The organism is Paenalcaligenes sp. DL 463 (genome assembly GCF_057475185.1).
Map to the genome: position 1 here is coordinate 454,433 of NZ_JBYBKX010000001.1, position 16,897 is coordinate 471,329.

Below are 16,897 nucleotides of genomic sequence, written 5' to 3' on the forward strand. Positions count from 1 at the left end.
CAAAGTATGAACGCCGAAAAACTGACAGCATTGGAAGGCCACGCTTACAACATACGTCGCTACGCGTTACTAATGGGTGAGGTCCAAGGGCAGGGCTATATTGGCCAAGCGTTGGGCTGGGCTGATGTGTTGGCGGTAGCGTACTGTCATGCACTCAAATTGGATCCTGCTAATCCTCGCTGGGAAGGACGGGATCGGTTTCTGTTGTCGCACGGGCACTATGCCATCGCTCTTTATGCGGCTCTGATAGAGGCGGGCATTATTGCGGCCGAAGAGCTTGAAACTTATGGTTTTGATGATAGTCGCTTACCGATGTCAGGTATGGCTACTTACACCCCAGGTATGGAGATGTCGGGAGGGGCACTGGGTCAAGGCTTAGCCATCGCTGTGGGTATGGCGTTGGGTTTAAAGCATAAAGGTACAGATGAGTTTGTTTATAACTCGATGTCCGATGGAGAACTGGATGAGGGAGCAACGTGGGAAGCGGCTATGTCTGCGGCTCATCATCAGCTTTCTAATCTTATTTGTCTCGTGGATATTAATAGACAGCAGGCTGATGGTAACTCAAACAGTATTCTGGCCTTTGAGCCGCTCGCAGAAAAATGGGCGGCGTTTGGGTGGCACGTTCAACGGGTAGACGGAAATGATTTGAATGCGGTCGCCCAAGCATTTGATAGTGCGAGGCAGCTCGTCTCGAGTCAACCTCGGGTCATTTTGTTTGACACCCTGATGGGCAAAGGTGTGCCGTTTCTAGAGCAACGTGAAAAGAACCACTTTATTCGTGTAGAGGCCGATGAATGGCAGAAGGCAATCGCTATTTTAGATGCGAGCTATCAATCTCAACGTGAAACTGCTTTAAAAGGATCTGAGCTGTGAATACCACCGCCACTAAACCCAAGTTGACCACATCAGCGATGATCGCATCGATTGCTGCCGAAGGACAGCGGACAGAATCAGCGCCCTTTGGGCATGCCTTAGTCGCCCTTGCTAAAGAGCGGGCTGATATCGTTGGCATGACAGCAGATCTGGCTAAATATACGGATCTCCATATTTTCTCACAGGCTTTTCCCGAGCGATTTTTTCAAATGGGCATGGCAGAGCAGTTGTTAATGGGCGCCGCTGGAGGTATGGCAAAAGAAGGGCTCGTGCCTTTCATCACCACGTATGCTGTTTTCGGGACTCGTCGTGCCTATGACTTTATTCATCAAGTTATTGCTGAAGAAAACCTGAATGTCAAAATGTGCTGCGCCTTGCCTGGGCTGACTACTGGTTATGGACCCAGTCATCAGGCTACGGATGATTTAGCGATGATGCGCGCCATACCCGGTTTAACCATTGTTGACCCATGCGATGCACTCGACATACGTCAGGCCGTACCACAAATTGCCTCCCATGAAGGTCCTGTTTATATGCGTTTGCTGCGTGGACAGGTTCCCGTTGTGTTGGACGACTATGACTACGAATTTGAACTAGGCAAAGCTAAGTTACTGCAAGACGGTTCCGATGTGCTGATTATTTCTAGTGGTCTATTAACGATGCGAGCCTTAGAGGTCGCTAAGATGCTTCGAGACGAGGGCATCAGTATTGGCGTTTTGCACACCCCTACCATTAAGCCATTGGATGCTGACACGATCCTGCGTGAGTCTAAACGTTCGGGCAGACTTGTCGTTGTCGCGGAGAACCATTCGGTGATTGGTGGGTTAGGTGAGGCTGTTGCGTCTCTATTGTTACAAGCGCAAGTCACTCCAAACTTCAGACTGTTGGGGCTGCCGGATGCGTTTCTGGATGCTGGGGCACTGCCAACGCTACATGATCGGTACGGTATTTCGGCTGAGGTGATGAGCCAACGAATCAAGCAATGGCTTAAATAAAAACTTGCAGGTGCAATGCCTCAGGGTTTTGCACCTTACATACCAACAAAACGGAAGGAGATAAAGAAAATGAAGAAAATACTCATAGCAACATTAACAGCAGCATCTATGCTGGCGTCGACGGTGTCTGCCCAGCAAGTGCTTCGCTTGTCACATAATGGCGCGCCAGGCAATCCAAAATCGGACTCGTCATTACTCTTTGCCAAGCTGGTTGAAGAGAAAACCGAAGGTCGCGTCAAAATCCAAGTTGGCGGATCAGCACAGTATGGTGATGATGTAGAGTCACTAACCAACATGCGCTTGGGTACACTTGCTTTCAGTACAAACTCTCAGGGCGCTACCTCGGGGGTCATACCGGAGTTTTCCGTGCTCGGACTACCTTTTCTATTTCGAGACGCACAACATGCTTTTGATGTCATTGACGGGCCGGTGGGAGATGAGTTGGCAGAGCTTGCTAGCGCTAAAGGCTTAGAACTCCTTGCTTTATGGGACAACGGTATCCGACATACCAGCAATAATGTACATCCCATTGAGTCACCTGATGATTTGGCTGGACTAAAAATACGTACCCCACCCGATCCAATGACGATTGATATTTTCACGACCTTGGGTGCCAACCCATCGGCCCTTGCGTTTTCAGAGCTTTATATTGCGCTTCAGCAGGGCGTGGTAGATGGACAGGAAAACCCGTTATCCCATATCTACACGTCTAAGCTTTATGAATATCAAAAGTACATTACGCTTACGGGGCACAAATATGAAACGGCTCCGTTACTAGCTAGCAAGGCCATCTTTAATAGTTTTTCAAAACAAGACCAGGCCCTGATTAAAGAGGCGGCAATCGAAGCAGGTCAAGCTAATCGGAAGCAATCGCTTCAGCTTGATCAGGAGTTGAGAGAAACGCTTAGCAAAGCAGGCGTGCAATTTAACGAGATCAACCAAGCCGACTTTTCAGAAAAGACTAAAGCAGTCTATGACAAGTGGTCAAAAAACTATCCTGACCTTGTTCAGCTCGTCATAACAGAGGCGCAAGAACCATGAGTCAGCAAGACAGCACATTACTTAAAGCAGCGCTGTCTATTGATCGAGTGGTGACATGTCTTGCATTACTAGCAGCAATTGGCTCGCTGCTAGTGATGTTTGGTTCGCTATTGCTCGAAGTGATCATGCGCTATCTCACTAACGCAAGCTTAGGATGGACAACCGAAACACCTAATCTGCTGTTTCCTTGGCTAGTAATGGGAGGGGCGGTACTGGCAGCACAACATGGGCAGCATATTGTTGTAAAAGCGGTTTTACCGTTTTTATCAAAAAATGCCGCACGAGGGCTTTTCATCTGCCTTGAATTGCTAGCTCTGACCTTTTTTATCTATTTGGCCTATATCGGTTTGGATGTCATTGCAATTGTTGCAACGGAAGTCTATCCGGTGACCGGTGTCTCATCAAAGTGGGCGTATTTGGCGTTAATTGCAGGTTTTGGCGGAATTGTTTTAACGTCGTTAACCAACTTAATGCGTCTGTCCCTTACTCCTGATCCTTTTGTCATCAGAGTGCCGCTAGCGGAGGCAGAGATATGACGTTCTCAATGTTGGCAATATTTGGAGTCCTGCTTTTGCTGGCCATGCCTGTGGGCTATGCCTTAATTATCAGCTCTACTGCGGCGGCTGTTATTGCAGGAGGAATGCCGTCGGTCATCGCCGTGGTGAAGATTTTTCAGCCTACGCAAAGCTTCCCGTTATTAGCGATCCCATTTTTTATTCTTTCAGGGAATCTAATGATGGGTGGTGTACTGGGTAAGAAGCTTATTGAGTTTGCCACAGCTTTGGTGGGACGTTTTCACGGTGGATTGGGCCAGGTTGGTGTGGTCGGGTCGACCATCTTTGGGGGCGTATCTGGGTCTGCTGTGGCGGAGGCTTCGGCATTAGGGAGCATGATTATTCCGTGGCAAAAAAGAGTGGGGTACCCGCCTTCTTTTGGTGCAGCCGCTATCGCCTCGTCTTCCACCATTGCCGGGCTGATTCCACCCTCCATAGCACTGATTCTCTATGGTTCTATTTCGAACGAGTCCATTGCCGCACTATTTATAGCGGGCGTGGTTCCCGGAGCTTTTTTGTGTGCGGGTTTCATGCTGGTGTGCTACGTAAGCGGCAGGCTACGAGGTTTCCCTCGTCTAACAGAAACTCTTACCTTACGAAAACTTGGCAGAATTACCTTTGCTGCGCTACCAGCATTGTTAATGCCTATCTTCATTTTGATCTTGTTACGTGCGGGCATTGCTACCCCTACAGAGGTTAGCGTCGTCGCCGTTGCATATGGGTTTCTAATTAGTGCGTTTGTCTACCGAGATCTAAGCATTAAGCGCGTATACGATGCGCTGGTATTAACCGTCGTTACTACCGGTGTGGTCATGCTTGTGATTTCCGCTTCAAACTTGGTGGGTTATGTGTTGATTATGGAAGGAATTCCTAATGCTGTCGCACAATGGGCCATGGAAGTACTCGGTTCTCCCGTCTTAATTATTCTCATGATGAATATCATCATGTTGGCAGTAGGAATGTTTCTGGATTTACCAGCCGCCATACTTTTATTAGGACCAACCTTTGTCGCCATTGCCGAGGCAATCGGTTTAGATCTGGTGCAGCTGGGGATCATGATGGCGTTGAATTTAAGTATTGGCCTTTTCACTCCACCGGTAGGCACTACGTTATTTATTGCCGCAGCAATTTCACGACAACCTGTGGGTAGCGTCGTCAAAGAGCTTATTCCGTTCTATGGAGTCGTCTTACTTGCGTTGGTTTTATTTTCGTATGTGCCAGCCTTAACGATTTATTAGGTTGTTTTGGCACTAGGTAGGCGGTTCTGGAGAAACCGCCTGCCGACCCTCTGATCTTTTAGCCTTCATCTAATTAATAATTAATCTAAACCCGTCTTTCGTTACGCGTAAAAAGCTCTGTTCTTGCAGATTCACTAGGCAGTGCGCTTCGCTGCGCGCTGAATCGCTCATCTAAAAGAGCAGGGCTTTGAGGCCAGCGCTGCACTCCTCTTTGCTAATCCCACGAATACTTGTTTAACGAGGCATTTGGTAGAATCGGGAACCTAATAGCAGATTCATAAGCGGAGAGAGCGGATGTCGCGTGTGGTTCGATTTCATTCATTGGGCGGACCCGACGTGCTTCAACTAGAAGAACGCGCCACCCCTACGCCAAAGGCTGGCGAAGTGCTTATTAAGGTCGAAGCCATTGGCATGAATCGTGCAGATGTGATGTTTCGCACAGGACGCTATCTGGAAAAAGCCACGTTTCCCTCTCAAATGGGCTTTGAGGCATCAGGGATCGTACTGGCAGTAGGGGCCGATGTTGATCACGTTAGCGAAGGTGAAGCGGTAGGCGTCTTGCCGGGCTTTAACGTCAGTCAATACGGCACATATGGCGATCATGCCATTATCCCGCACGCCTATGTGCTACCGCAGCCGCAAGGCCTAACGCATGTTCAAGCCGCAGGGTTGTGGATGGCATACTTGACGGCGTATGGGGGGTTAATCGAAGCCGGGGGCCTCAAAGCGGGTGATGATGTCGTCATTTCCGCCGCGACCAGCAGTGTTGGCTTGGCCGCCATTCAAATAGCGCGCCACGCTGGTGCACGCCCCATTGCAACCACCTTAACAAGCGCCAACCGCGAAGCATTGATAGCGGCAGGGGCGCATGATGTGATTGCGACAGAGGAAGAGCCGTTAAGTCAGCGCTTGCGTGAGTACACCGACGGTGCGTTAAATTGTGTTTTTGATGCGGTAGGCGGTCCGCAAGTGATTGATCTGGCAGAGGCCATGGCGCCGAACGGTCGTATCGTTATACACGGAGCCCTCAGCCCCGAAGACACGCCATTTCCCTTAAAGCTGGCTTTAAAGAAAAGCCTTACCTTTAGGGGTTATGTTTATACCGAAGTCACCAAAAACCTCGACAATCTGGCACGTGCCCAAGGCTTTATCGCACAGGGCATCGCGGCGGGCACATTACGGCCGCATATCGACAAAACCTTCGCTTTGGATAAGGTAATTGATGCACATCGATACCTAGAGTCAAACCAGCAGTTTGGGAAGGTTGTATTAACAACCTAAGCCGTGAGTAACGGTTAAGGATGGCATCAAGTCAGCTTTCTTTCAGGTCTGTCGAGCAGGCGAATTATTTTCGATAACTATCAATTAGCTGGACGGTGCTCAACCCCCAAAACGTTCTGGTTTTAGGGATGAACGATTCAGCGCGCAGCGAAGCGAGCACTGCCTAGTGAATCGCTAAAATCAGAACGTTCTCCCCGAACCACCCAACTCCCACTCAAATACTTCCCCACAACAAGCCTCCACTTGTTGTATCCCACCCCCGTGCTTACCGCTACAACCTGTCTCAGCTTGTCCACCTTCAAGCACAGCGCTGTCACTTCAGTGTCATTTAACATTCACGCAAGTGTCACGGGCGCTCTCTATTATGCAGCTATCGTTCATACCAACCTGATTAAAGGGCATAAAAATGGTATCTGCAATTCAGGTCAAGAACCTCAGAAAAAGCTTTAATAAGAAGAACATACTGGCAGGCTTAGATTTAAACGTCGCCCAAGGCTCCATGGTCGCGCTAATCGGTGCATCCGGCTCGGGCAAATCCACATTGTTGCGACACCTCGCAGGCTTAACACAAGCCGATCAAGAAGTGGATGGCTCGGTAAGCGCTTTAGGTCAAACCATACAAGCAAAAGGCTCACTTAGCCGCGACATCCGCCGAATCCGCTCAGACATCGGCTACATCTTCCAGCAATTTAACTTGGTGGGACGCCTCTCGGTCATACAAAACGTATTGCTAGGCTGTTTGGGCCGCATGTCACGACTACGCGGCACCCTCGGCTTATTCAACAACGAAGAAAAAGAACGGGCGCTGCAAGCACTAGAGCGAGTCGGCCTGCTTGAACACGCCTACCGTCGCGCCTCCACCTTATCGGGCGGACAGCAACAACGAGTGGCTATTGCGCGTGCCCTCTGCCAACAGGCCGAAGTGATTCTGGCTGACGAACCCATTGCATCCTTAGACCCAGAGTCGGCGCGCAATGTGATGGAAACCTTAACCGACATCAATCAGAAAGACGGCAAAACCGTCATCGTCACCTTGCATCAAGTGGACTATGCCGTGAAGTACTGCCGTCATGCGATCGCCTTAAAAGCCGGCCGTAAACATTTTGATGGGCCGATAGCTGGGTTAACAACACAGTTTCTGAATGATCTGTATGGCTCAGATGTGGGTGGAAACTTGTTTTTTAGTGATTTTAATGAACCCGCGAAGCAACCTGAACTAAGCCGCCTGGACTTTGTGGCAGCGTAAATTTACATCCTTATTATTAGAGAGATAGGAATGAAGAAGATTTCCAAGTGGATCGGTACCTCTGTGTTGTGTGGGGTGCTGGCATCGGGCGCCGCCGTCGCCAATGAGCAAAAAGAATTGAACTTTGGGGTAATTTCAACGGAATCATCACAAAATCTGAAGCAAATGTGGGACCCGTTTTTAGCCGATATGTCAGAGCAAACGGGCTACAAAGTGAATGCGTTTTTTGCATCCGACTATGCCGGCATTATTCAAGGCATGCGCTTTGACAAGGTAGACGTAGCGTGGTTTGGAAATAAATCGGCCATGGAAGCAGTTGACCGTGCTAATGGTGAAGTCATCTACCAAACCGTGGATGCCGATGGTAACGGTGGCTACTGGAGCTTATTAATTGCTCATAAAGACAGCCCCATTAATAATCTGGACGACTTGTTCAAGAATGCCAAAGACCTGACCTTTGGAAATGGTGACCCGAACTCCACCTCTGGCTTTTTGGTGCCCGGCTACTACGTGTTTGCACAAAACAATGTAGACCCTAACAAGACCTTCAAGCGCACCTTGAACGGTAGTCATGAGGTTAACGCGTTATCGGTAGCCAATAAGCAGCTTGATATCGCCACCAATAACACCGAGTCACTAGAGCGTCTGGAAATTACCAATCCAGAAAAAGCCAAAGAAATTAAAGAGATCTGGCGCTCACCGTTAATTCCTGCTGATCCTATTGTGTGGCGCACCACGCTGGATGACGATGTGAAAGCAACCATCGATGCCTTCTTCACCAGTTACGGTGATAAGCCTGAAGAGTTGGAAGTACTAAAAGGCTTGCAGTGGGGAAAATTCAAAAAATCGGATAACGATCAACTGCTACCTATTCGTCAATTAGAACTGTTTAAAACACGCAGCGAGATTGAAGGCGACGAAAGAATGTCGGCTACCGACAAAGAAGCCAAGTTGAAAGAAGTGGATGCGCAATTGGATGAATTAAACAAAAAGATGAGTTCGTAATTCAGCTTTTACACGTTTATTTATAGGAAAAGCCCACACTTCGTTAAGTGGTGTGGGCACTAACACTCAATTATGACAACACTTTTATCCAGTGCAGAACTGCAAAAACCTAGCAAAAACAGTTGGCTAAGCCTACTGGGCTGGGGCCTGGTACTGGCTTTTTTAGCTTGGTCGTGGGAAGGCGCAGAAATGCGGCCTGCACAGTTATGGAAAGATGCCGGCAACATGGCGCAATTTGCTGCCGACTTCTTCCCACCTGACTTTAGGGATTGGCGCCTCTACCTCAAAGAAATGGTGGTAACGGTACAAATCGCGGTGTGGGGCACGGTACTTGCTGTGATTTGTGGTGTGCCGCTGGGCCTGATGTCGTCGGCCAATATCGTGCCGTGGTGGGTGTATCAACCGGTGCGCCGTTTGATGGACGCGCTGCGCTCCATTAACGAAATGGTGTTTGCCATGTTGTTTGTGGTGGCGGTAGGTCTGGGGCCTTTTGCGGGAACCCTAGCGTTATTTGTTGGTACCACAGGGGTATTGGCAAAGTTATTTGCTGAAGCGGTGGAGTCCATTGACCACGGTCCAATTGAAGGCATACGTGCAACGGGCGCCAGTTCACTGCAAGAAATTATTTTTGGTGTGATCCCTCAGGTGATGCCGCTGTGGATCTCGTACGTACTGTACCGATTTGAATCGAACGTACGTTCAGCAACCGTTGTGGGCATGGTGGGGGCGGGTGGTATTGGTGTGTTGCTTTGGGAAACCATACGTGGATTCCAGTTTATGCAAAGCGCAGCGATCCTACTCATCATCATCGCGATTGTCAGCATTATCGACATGATTTCACAACAGCTACGACGTTTGTTTATTTAATAACGCAGTTGGCAGTTCTCTGCCTTTTTTATTCGGCCAACATGTCTAGACAAGCTAATCCGATTTACCTATCGATTGCATCGGTACTGCGAGATGAGTTAGGCAATTATCAGCCTGGCGAGTTGTTGCCGGGGGAACTGCCTTTAGCCAAACGTTTTGAGGTGAATCGTCACACCATACGGCGCGCTTTAGATGTATTGGCCCAAGAAGGGTATGTGCTGCGCATTCAGGGCCGAGGGACAGAAGTGCTGGAGGCACCACTGCGTTACCCCGTAATGGGGAAAAGCGCCTACAGCGATTGGTTTAATGCTACCGGTCACGAGGCCGAGGCACGTTTATTGGGTAGTGTGCAACGGCCTGCCGAAGCGCTGGAAATTGAGCAATTGGGATTGTCGCCGCAGGAAGAAGTGGTGGAGTATCGCACCTTACGTCTGATTGATGACAGCCCCATTAGTTTGATTCGGCACTGCTTTGCAGCGCGTCATGCTGAGGTGTTGAAAGAATACAAAAAGGGATCAATGCGGCGCTATTTAAAACAGCAGGGCCACGAACTGACGCGAGTCTCCAGCTTAATCGGAGCGCGCCTACCGAGTACGCAGGAAGCGACTCGTCTCATGATGCCCGTGCAACGACCGGTGTTGACGGTGCAAACCGTATCAAAAAATCAGTACGAACAAGCGTTTGAGTTGGCATTAAGCGTAAGTCGAGCCGACCGGTTTCAATATCAAGTTCTCATCTAAGTAAGGGAGTTTATCGAATGACTGTGCAGTCAACAATGACTCAACGTCAGGAATGGATGCAGGTGCTAGCGCATGCTGGCGATGACTTGCAGCAATTTGAAGAGCAGTTAGCGGCGTTTGAGTATCGCTATATCCGCATTCCCGAGACTGGAATGGTCATGGCCCGTGGGCGCACCGGTGGGACGGGCCAAGCTTTTAACGTAGGTGAGGTGACCGTAACGCGTTGTGTGGTGCGTCTGGACGATGACGGGACTACCGGATACAGCTACGTGCTGGGCAGAAGCCAGCGCAATGCCAGCATTGCTGCGTTGGTGGACGCTTTACTTCAGGGGGCGAACAGTCAGCAGTGGATGCAGACCATCATTCGGCCTTTGCAGCAAGCACAGCAACAACGTCGAACGCAACGCGAGAGCGAAGTGGCGGGTTCCAAAGTGAACTTCTTTACGATGGTGCGAGGAGAGTAGGTCATGCAAGCAGCTAATTTAGTCCCCGCTTTTAACGATCCTGTCGGTGATGCGCAGCGCGTATTCCGTGTGCTGTTAAAGGCCTTGTCTGAGCCCGGCTTAACGCAGGAAGTCACGTTGGTGGATAGCCTTGAGACGTTAGACGGAGCCGCCTATGCGTTGGCCTTAACACTGTTGGACAGCAGCACGACCGTATGGTTAAGCCCGCAGTTTGCGACGGCTTTGATTCGTCAGAACTTGGCCTTTCATTGTGGCTGCCGTTTTGTGGAAACGCCCGAAGATGCCATGTTCGCGTTCCTATCGGCTGATGATACCGCGGTGCTAAGTCGGCTAAATATCGGTACTGAACGAGACCCTGAGTTCTCGGCAACAGCCATTGTGCAGTTAGCGCAATTGGATGTGGGCGATGAGCGGGTTTGGTCGGGGCCGGGCATTCAAGACTCTCGCAAGGTGGCGTTGCCGCTGGATGCAGAGTTCTGGCAGCAACGTGAACAGAGCAATCACTTTCCGCGAGGCGTCGATCTATTTTTTGTGGCGCAAAACCGGGTAGTCGGTCTGTCGCGCACGACGCACGTTCAAACAATGGTGGAGGCATAAGTTATGTATGTAGCCGTTAAAGGTGGTGAAAAAGCCATTGATCACGCACACGAATTACTGGCGCAAAAACGTCGTGGTGATCCTGCTATTCCCGAGTTAAGTGTGTCGCAAATACAAGAGCAGTTGTCCATGGCAGTGGCGCGAGTCATGACGGAAGGGGCTTTGTACGACCCGCAGCTGGCGGCATTGGCTATTAAGCAGGCGGCAGGTGATTTACAAGAAGCGATTTTCCTGCTGCGTGCCTATCGCACAACGCTTCCGCGTTTCGTGAATTCGGTACCCATGGATACCTCGGCGATGCAGATAGAACGCCGTATTTCAGCAACGTATAAAGACCTGCCCGGCGGGCAGTTGCTTGGGCCAACCTTTGATTACGCCCATCGCTTGCTGGATTTCAGCCTATTGGAAAACGACGATCAGCCCTTAAAAGAGATCTCCACAGAATCAGGGCCAGCGCAGCCATGCCCACGTGTGTTGGGTTTGCTTGAGCAAGAAGGCTTAATGCGCGTAGAGCAGCCTCAAGAGGGTGAGGTTGCTGACATCACTCGTGAGCCGTTGGATTTTCCTTCGAACCGGCAGCAGCGTTTGCAGATGTTGGCACGGGGTGATGAAGGCTTTTTGATGGCCTTGGCCTATTCCACGCAACGGGGTTACGGGCGCAATCACCCCTTTGCCGGAGAAATACGTATCGGACAGGTAGAGCTTTGGATTGAGCCCGAAGAGCTGGGCTTTCCCATCTCGGTGGGCGAGATTGAAGTGACGGAATGCGAAATGATTAACCAGTTTGTGGGCTCTAAAACCGAGCCGGTGCAGTTTACGCGCGGCTACGGCTTGGCTTTTGGCTATAACGAGCGCAAAGCCATGAGTATGGCGCTGGTGGATAGGGCCTTATGTTCGCCTGAGTTTGGTGAAGAAATCACCTCGCCTGCTCAGCAAGAAGAGTTTGTATTAATGCACTGTGACAACGTGGAAGCTGCAGGCTTTGTATCGCACTTGAAGCTGCCTCATTACGTGGACTTTCAGTCTGAGTTAGAGCTGATTCGTAAGATGCATCAGAGCGAAGTTAAATCGTCGGAACTTGAGGAGGCTTCGTTATGAGCGCCACGTTAACCCACGATAGCTACCGTAACGACACGGCCTATAACTTTGCTTATTTAGACGAGCAGACCAAACGGATGTTACGCCGTGCTTTGCTCAAGGCGGTTGCCATACCTGGTTACCAAGTGCCATTTGGGGGCAGGGAAATGCCGCTTCCTTACGGATGGGGTACCGGCGGTATTCAGTTAACGGCCGCTGTGATTGGGCAAGATGACGTACTGAAAGTCATTGACCAAGGCGCTGATGACACCACGAATGCGGTGTCCATCCGTCGTTTTTTCTCGCGCACGGCGGGCATACAAACCACCGAGAAAACCACCGAAGCGACCGTGATTCAAACGCGGCACCGTATCCCTGAATATGACCTGAGTAATGATCAGATACTGGTGTATCAGGTGCCGATTCCCGAGCCACTACGCTTTATTGAACCGTCGGACTCTGAAACAAAAGCCATGCATGCTCTCAACGATTATGGGGTGATGCATGTGAAGTTATACGAAGACATTGCCAAGTTTGGTCACATTGCCACGGCGTATGCCTATCCGGTTTTAGTGAACGATCGCTATGTGATGGACCCTTCGCCTATTCCTAAGTTCGACAACCCCAAGCTCGACATGAGTCCAGCCTTGATGCTGTTTGGAGCCGGTCGAGAAAAGCGGTTATACGCGGTGCCGCCCTACACCAAGGTCGTGAGTTTGGATTTTGAAGATCACCCTTTCGAGGTGCAGAAGTGGGAAGGTAATTGTGTGATTTGCGGCAGTGATACGTCCTTCCTGGACGAGATCATTACCGATGACACGGGAACGCGAGCCTTAGTTTGTTCAGATACCGATTATTGCGCCACCCGCGTGGCGGAGCAGGAGAAATCAGCATGAACGCGGTAACAGAACCCAGAGCGTGGTTTGATGCTTTGCAAGATGAGCCTTTATTAAGTGTGCGCGATCTGAGTCTTTTGTTTGGTCCCGATAAGGGCTGCCAAGAGGTGTCGTTTGATCTGTACCCCGGTGAAGTATTGGGCGTGGTGGGAGAGTCCGGCTCCGGAAAATCCACCTTATTGAGTGCCTTGTCAGGGCGAGCACGTCCACAACAAGGAAACGTAAGCTACCGCACCAAAGACCAGAAGCGGGTGGATCTTTACAGTTGTACCGAGGCCGAGCGTCGCACCTTATTACGTACCGAGTGGGGTTTTGTTGAGCAGAACCCACGCGATGGCCTGCGCATGGGCGTGTCGGCAGGGGCGAATATTGGTGAACGACTTATGGCACAGGGAATGCGTCACTACGGACAATTACGCGCTATGGGACAAGAGTGGATGAGCCATGTGGAAATCGACGCCGAGCGCTTTGATGATTTGCCCTCTACCTTTTCAGGTGGTATGCAGCAGCGGCTGCAAATTGCACGCAATCTGGTGTCGAGTCCACGCCTGATCTTCATGGACGAGCCTACCGGGGGTTTAGACGTGTCGGTGCAGGCTCGGCTACTGGATTTGCTGCGTGGGCTGGTGCGTGAATTGAATTTGGCAGTGGTGATTGTCACACACGATTTGGCCGTGGCACGTTTACTGGCTGATCGACTGATTGTGATGCGTCGGTCGCGGGTCGTAGAGACCGGTTTGACCGATCAGGTGCTGGATGATCCGCAACATCCGTACAGCCAGTTATTAGTGTCTTCCGTATTACAGCCTTAGGAGTTGAGATCATGCATAACATGATTGAGGTTAAGAATCTGCATAAAAGCTTTACCTTGCATCAGCAGCAAGGAGTCGTGCTGAACGTACTGGAACACATCAATTTTGAGGTGGCTGCCGGAGAGTGTGTGATTTTGCACGGCCAGTCGGGTGCGGGTAAGTCCACGTTGATGCGTACTTTATATGCCAACTACTTGGCGGGTGCCGGCAGTATTCGGGTTCTCCAGAACGGGGAATACATCGAGATGGTGGGCGCGTTGCCACGCACCATTATGGCCATACGTAAAGACGTGATTGGGTATGTGAGTCAGTTCTTGCGCGTTATCCCCCGTGTGTCGTGCTTGGACGTGGTGATGGAGCCTGCCTTGCTGCGAGGGTGGAGCAAAGCACAGGCGCAAGAGCGGGCTGAGGAATTGTTGACTCGCTTAGGTATCCCGCAACGGTTGTGGGGCTTGGCGCCGGGAACCTTCTCTGGGGGTGAGCAACAACGAGTGAACATCGCGCGTGGCTTTGTGGTGGGTTGGCCCATTCTGCTTCTGGATGAGCCAACGGCGTCTTTGGATGCTGCAAACCGTCAGGTTGTGCTCGAACTCATCAACGAGGCCAAGCAAGAAGGCTCGGCCATTATCGGTATTTTTCATGATGTGGTGGCTCGTGATGCGGTGATGGATCGCTGCATCGAGTTATCGACAGTGGAGTTAAGTCATGTCGCGTGAACAGGTTTATAGCAATGCCAAATTGGTGCTCGCCGATGAGGTGGTACATGGAACCGTGGTAATTGAAGACGGTGTGATTCGTTCGATTAGCGCGGGGCTGACGTCGGTTCCGAATGCAGTGGATTTGGGTGGCGACTATATAATGCCCGGCTTCATTGAGTTGCACACCGATAACTTAGAACGCTATATGAACCCGCGCCCCGGCGTGGATTGGCCTTCTATGCCTGCGGTGGTCGCTCACGATGCTCAGTTGGTTAGCTCAGGGATCACCACGGTGTTTGATGCCCTGTCGATTGGCGATGTGGATCCTAAGCAAACCCGCTTGAAACAGTTGCCCCGTATGATTCAGGCCATTGAGCAGGCCAGTAACAGTCAGGCATTGCGAGCGGATCATTATTTGCACTTGCGCTGTGAGGTCAGTCATGAGTTAACGCTTGATACCTTTAAAAACCTTGCGACGGAACATCCTTCATTGCGTTTAGTGTCAGTGATGGATCACACGCCCGGGCAGCGTCAATTTGTGAAATACGAAAAGTACCGTGAGTACTATCAAGGCAAATATCACTTAAGCGATGAGCAAATGGAAGCCTTCATCGTTAAGCAAAAAACCAATGGGCAAAAGTACAGCGATGTGTTCCGTAAGGAAATCGTCGCCTTTTGTCAGCAACGAGATATTGCGCTTGCTAGTCATGACGATGCCACACTGGACCATGTGGAAGAGTCGGCGGGCTTTGGCATGAGTATTGCCGAGTTTCCAACCACGGAAGTGGCGGCAGTGGGTAGCCATGAGCGCGGATTAAAAGTGCTGATGGGGGCACCCAATATTGTGCGAGGTGGCTCGCACTCGGGAAACATTGCCGCGGCCGATTTGGCTCGTCGGGGCGTGTTGGATATTTTATCCAGTGACTATTACCCTTCTAGCTTGTTGCGTGCGGTCAAAGGCCTGACGGATATGGACGAGGGCTATGCCTTACCCAAAGCGGTGGCAACCGTCAGTTTGGCCCCTGCTCAGTCGGTTAATTTGCATGATCGAGGTCAAATTAAAGAGGGCTTACGAGCCGATTTAATTCATGTGAAGAGTGTGGCTGATCAGTTTCTGGTGAGTCAGGTGTGGCGCGAGGGAAATCGGGTATTCTGATGACAGGAAAACTGGTCTATCTCGTCGGCCCTTCGGGAAGCGGCAAAGACAGCATTTTGCGAGAGCTTGCTCCCGATCTATCTTCTGACTTTGCTATTATGAAACGTGTGATCACCCGAGTCTGTTCTGCAGGCACGGAAGATGCAGAGTCCATCTCGCTTGATGACTTTGAGCAGCAAGAGGCCCAAGGTGAGTTTGCCTTGAGCTGGCGCGCCAATGGTTTGGCTTATGGGATCCGTTCTGAGTTAGACCAGCTTTTGGCTTTAGGCAAAACGGTGCTGGTAAATGGCTCTCGGGGGCACTGGGCGCAAGTTTTGGCGCGTTATCCGTCGGCTGTGCTGGTGTTGGTTAAAGTGGAAGACACGCTTTTGCGCGAACGGCTGATTGCAAGGGGGCGGGAGTCCATCCAAGACATACAGTTGCGTCTTGAACGGAATACCTATTTAGAGCAGGCGCTACGACATAAGGTAGCGTTGCTTCAGTCGCCCTTATGGGTACTGGATAACTCGCAAGAGCTGGAAGCTGCGGTTGCGTGTTTCCGTCAACATTTGTCATCGTTAACGGCAGGGCAAGAGGAGCGCTAATGAGCGTGAGCTTACGGTTTTTAGGAACGGGAAACGCGCCGCAGGTGCCGGTTTATAACTGTCATTGCGCGGCCTGCGAGCGTGCTAAAGCCGATGTTCGATTTCGACGTAGCCCCTGTAGTGTTGCTCTTGAGATTGACGGACAGCAATGGCTGATTGATGGGGGACAGACTGACTTAACGACCTTGTTTCCCGCCCCTGTTTTGAAGGGCATTTTGCAGACGCATTATCACGCCGACCATGCGCAGGGTTTGTTGCATCTGCGCTGGGGTGTGAATATGACGATTCCAGTGTGGGGGCCTAACGACCCAGAAGGGTTTGCTGACTTATATAAGCACCCCGGTATTCTCGACTTCTCACAACCATGGACCGAGTTCGAGTCTCGCCAAATCGGTAGCGTGCGTGTTACGGCTGTGCCGCTGAATCACTCTAGGCTTTGTATGGGTTATGTTTTAGAGCAAGGCTCGTTATGCATGGCTTACCTAACGGATACGGTCGGGTTGCCAGAGCGCACGCATCAATGGTTGCAGCAAAAAACGCTACGTTATTGCATCGTAGATTGTTCGGAACCGCCCGCTACGCAAACGCCGCGTAATCACAATGATGTAAACAGTGCCCTAGCCATGTGCGAGGGCTTGGCCATTGAGCAATTGGTGTTCACGCATATTGGACACGAGCTGGATGTTTGGTTGATGGAGCACCAAACGCAATTGCCTTCACACGTGGTGATCGCGGCCGATGGAATGGTGCTCCATCCTGATGGCTAGATC

Annotated in this window: 19 protein-coding genes; all 19 read left to right on the top strand. The window is 50.7% G+C overall.

Annotated elements, in window-relative coordinates; translation table 11 throughout:
* Positions 1-6: 6 nt before the first annotated feature.
* The 19 genes from AC2UZI_RS02090 to phnP all read left to right on the top strand — a co-directional run bounded on the left by AC2UZI_RS02090 (position 7) and on the right by phnP (position 16,894).
* Entirely contained in the window at positions 7-876 is an 870-nt protein-coding gene (locus AC2UZI_RS02090) for a transketolase (RefSeq protein WP_486942170.1), read from the top strand.
* Complete coding sequence (locus tag AC2UZI_RS02095; protein WP_486942171.1) at positions 873-1,871, top strand: transketolase family protein; 999 nt, start codon at positions 873-875, stop codon at positions 1,869-1,871. Before AC2UZI_RS02090 ends, AC2UZI_RS02095 begins: the two co-directional genes overlap by 4 nt.
* Before the next feature lie 69 nt (positions 1,872-1,940).
* A complete protein-coding gene (locus tag AC2UZI_RS02100) occupies positions 1,941-2,912 on the top strand; it encodes a TRAP transporter substrate-binding protein (RefSeq protein WP_486942172.1) in 972 nt (323 codons plus the stop codon).
* Complete coding sequence (locus AC2UZI_RS02105) at positions 2,909-3,448, top strand: TRAP transporter small permease (RefSeq protein ID WP_486942173.1); 540 nt, start codon at positions 2,909-2,911, stop codon at positions 3,446-3,448. Before AC2UZI_RS02100 ends, AC2UZI_RS02105 begins: the two co-directional genes overlap by 4 nt.
* A complete protein-coding gene (locus AC2UZI_RS02110; RefSeq protein WP_486942174.1) occupies positions 3,445-4,704 on the top strand; it encodes a TRAP transporter large permease in 1,260 nt (419 codons plus the stop codon). The genes AC2UZI_RS02105 and AC2UZI_RS02110 overlap by 4 nt, the downstream gene beginning before the upstream one ends.
* Before the next feature lie 294 nt (positions 4,705-4,998).
* Complete coding sequence (locus AC2UZI_RS02115) at positions 4,999-5,985, top strand: zinc-dependent alcohol dehydrogenase family protein (protein WP_486942175.1); 987 nt, start codon at positions 4,999-5,001, stop codon at positions 5,983-5,985.
* A 406-nt stretch (positions 5,986-6,391) separates the two neighbouring features.
* Positions 6,392-7,231 (top strand): phosphonate ABC transporter ATP-binding protein, encoded by an 840-nt coding sequence (gene phnC / locus AC2UZI_RS02120; RefSeq protein WP_486942176.1) that lies wholly within the window; start codon positions 6,392-6,394, stop codon positions 7,229-7,231.
* A gap of 30 nt (positions 7,232-7,261) precedes the next feature.
* A complete protein-coding gene (phnD, locus tag AC2UZI_RS02125) occupies positions 7,262-8,236 on the top strand; it encodes a phosphonate ABC transporter substrate-binding protein (RefSeq protein ID WP_486942177.1) in 975 nt (324 codons plus the stop codon).
* A gap of 72 nt (positions 8,237-8,308) precedes the next feature.
* Positions 8,309-9,103 (top strand): phosphonate ABC transporter, permease protein PhnE, encoded by a 795-nt coding sequence (gene phnE, locus AC2UZI_RS02130; RefSeq protein WP_486942178.1) that lies wholly within the window; start codon positions 8,309-8,311, stop codon positions 9,101-9,103.
* 41 nt (positions 9,104-9,144) lie between these two features.
* Positions 9,145-9,843, top strand: coding sequence for a phosphonate metabolism transcriptional regulator PhnF (phnF, locus tag AC2UZI_RS02135; RefSeq protein ID WP_486942179.1), 699 nt, complete (start codon positions 9,145-9,147; stop codon positions 9,841-9,843).
* Between the two features lie 17 nt (positions 9,844-9,860).
* Positions 9,861-10,307 (top strand): phosphonate C-P lyase system protein PhnG, encoded by a 447-nt coding sequence (phnG, locus tag AC2UZI_RS02140; RefSeq protein ID WP_486942180.1) that lies wholly within the window; start codon positions 9,861-9,863, stop codon positions 10,305-10,307.
* A gap of 3 nt (positions 10,308-10,310) precedes the next feature.
* The gene (phnH, locus tag AC2UZI_RS02145) at positions 10,311-10,904 is read left to right on the top strand and encodes a phosphonate C-P lyase system protein PhnH (protein WP_486942181.1); all 594 of its coding nucleotides are present in this window, start codon (positions 10,311-10,313) and stop codon (positions 10,902-10,904) included.
* A 3-nt stretch (positions 10,905-10,907) separates the two neighbouring features.
* Entirely contained in the window at positions 10,908-12,002 is a 1,095-nt protein-coding gene (locus AC2UZI_RS02150; RefSeq protein ID WP_486942182.1) for a carbon-phosphorus lyase complex subunit, read from the top strand.
* The gene (locus AC2UZI_RS02155; protein WP_486942183.1) at positions 11,999-12,877 is read left to right on the top strand and encodes an alpha-D-ribose 1-methylphosphonate 5-phosphate C-P-lyase PhnJ; all 879 of its coding nucleotides are present in this window, start codon (positions 11,999-12,001) and stop codon (positions 12,875-12,877) included. The genes AC2UZI_RS02150 and AC2UZI_RS02155 overlap by 4 nt, the downstream gene beginning before the upstream one ends.
* Positions 12,874-13,689 (top strand): phosphonate C-P lyase system protein PhnK, encoded by an 816-nt coding sequence (gene phnK, locus AC2UZI_RS02160; protein WP_486942184.1) that lies wholly within the window; start codon positions 12,874-12,876, stop codon positions 13,687-13,689. The genes AC2UZI_RS02155 and phnK overlap by 4 nt, the downstream gene beginning before the upstream one ends.
* Before the next feature lie 11 nt (positions 13,690-13,700).
* On the top strand, positions 13,701-14,405 hold the full coding sequence (gene phnL, locus AC2UZI_RS02165) for a phosphonate C-P lyase system protein PhnL (protein WP_486942185.1): 705 nt from the start codon (positions 13,701-13,703) through the stop codon (positions 14,403-14,405).
* Positions 14,395-15,543, top strand: a complete 1,149-nt coding sequence (locus tag AC2UZI_RS02170) for an alpha-D-ribose 1-methylphosphonate 5-triphosphate diphosphatase (protein WP_486942186.1) — start codon at positions 14,395-14,397, stop codon at positions 15,541-15,543. Before phnL ends, AC2UZI_RS02170 begins: the two co-directional genes overlap by 11 nt.
* Positions 15,516-16,127 (top strand): phosphonate metabolism protein/1,5-bisphosphokinase (PRPP-forming) PhnN, encoded by a 612-nt coding sequence (gene phnN, locus AC2UZI_RS02175; protein ID WP_486942187.1) that lies wholly within the window; start codon positions 15,516-15,518, stop codon positions 16,125-16,127. Before AC2UZI_RS02170 ends, phnN begins: the two co-directional genes overlap by 28 nt.
* Positions 16,127-16,894: a phosphonate metabolism protein PhnP gene (gene phnP / locus AC2UZI_RS02180; RefSeq protein ID WP_486942188.1), complete on the top strand. Its 768-nt coding sequence runs from the start codon at positions 16,127-16,129 to the stop codon at positions 16,892-16,894. The genes phnN and phnP overlap by 1 nt, the downstream gene beginning before the upstream one ends.
* Positions 16,895-16,897: the final 3 nt, after the last annotated feature.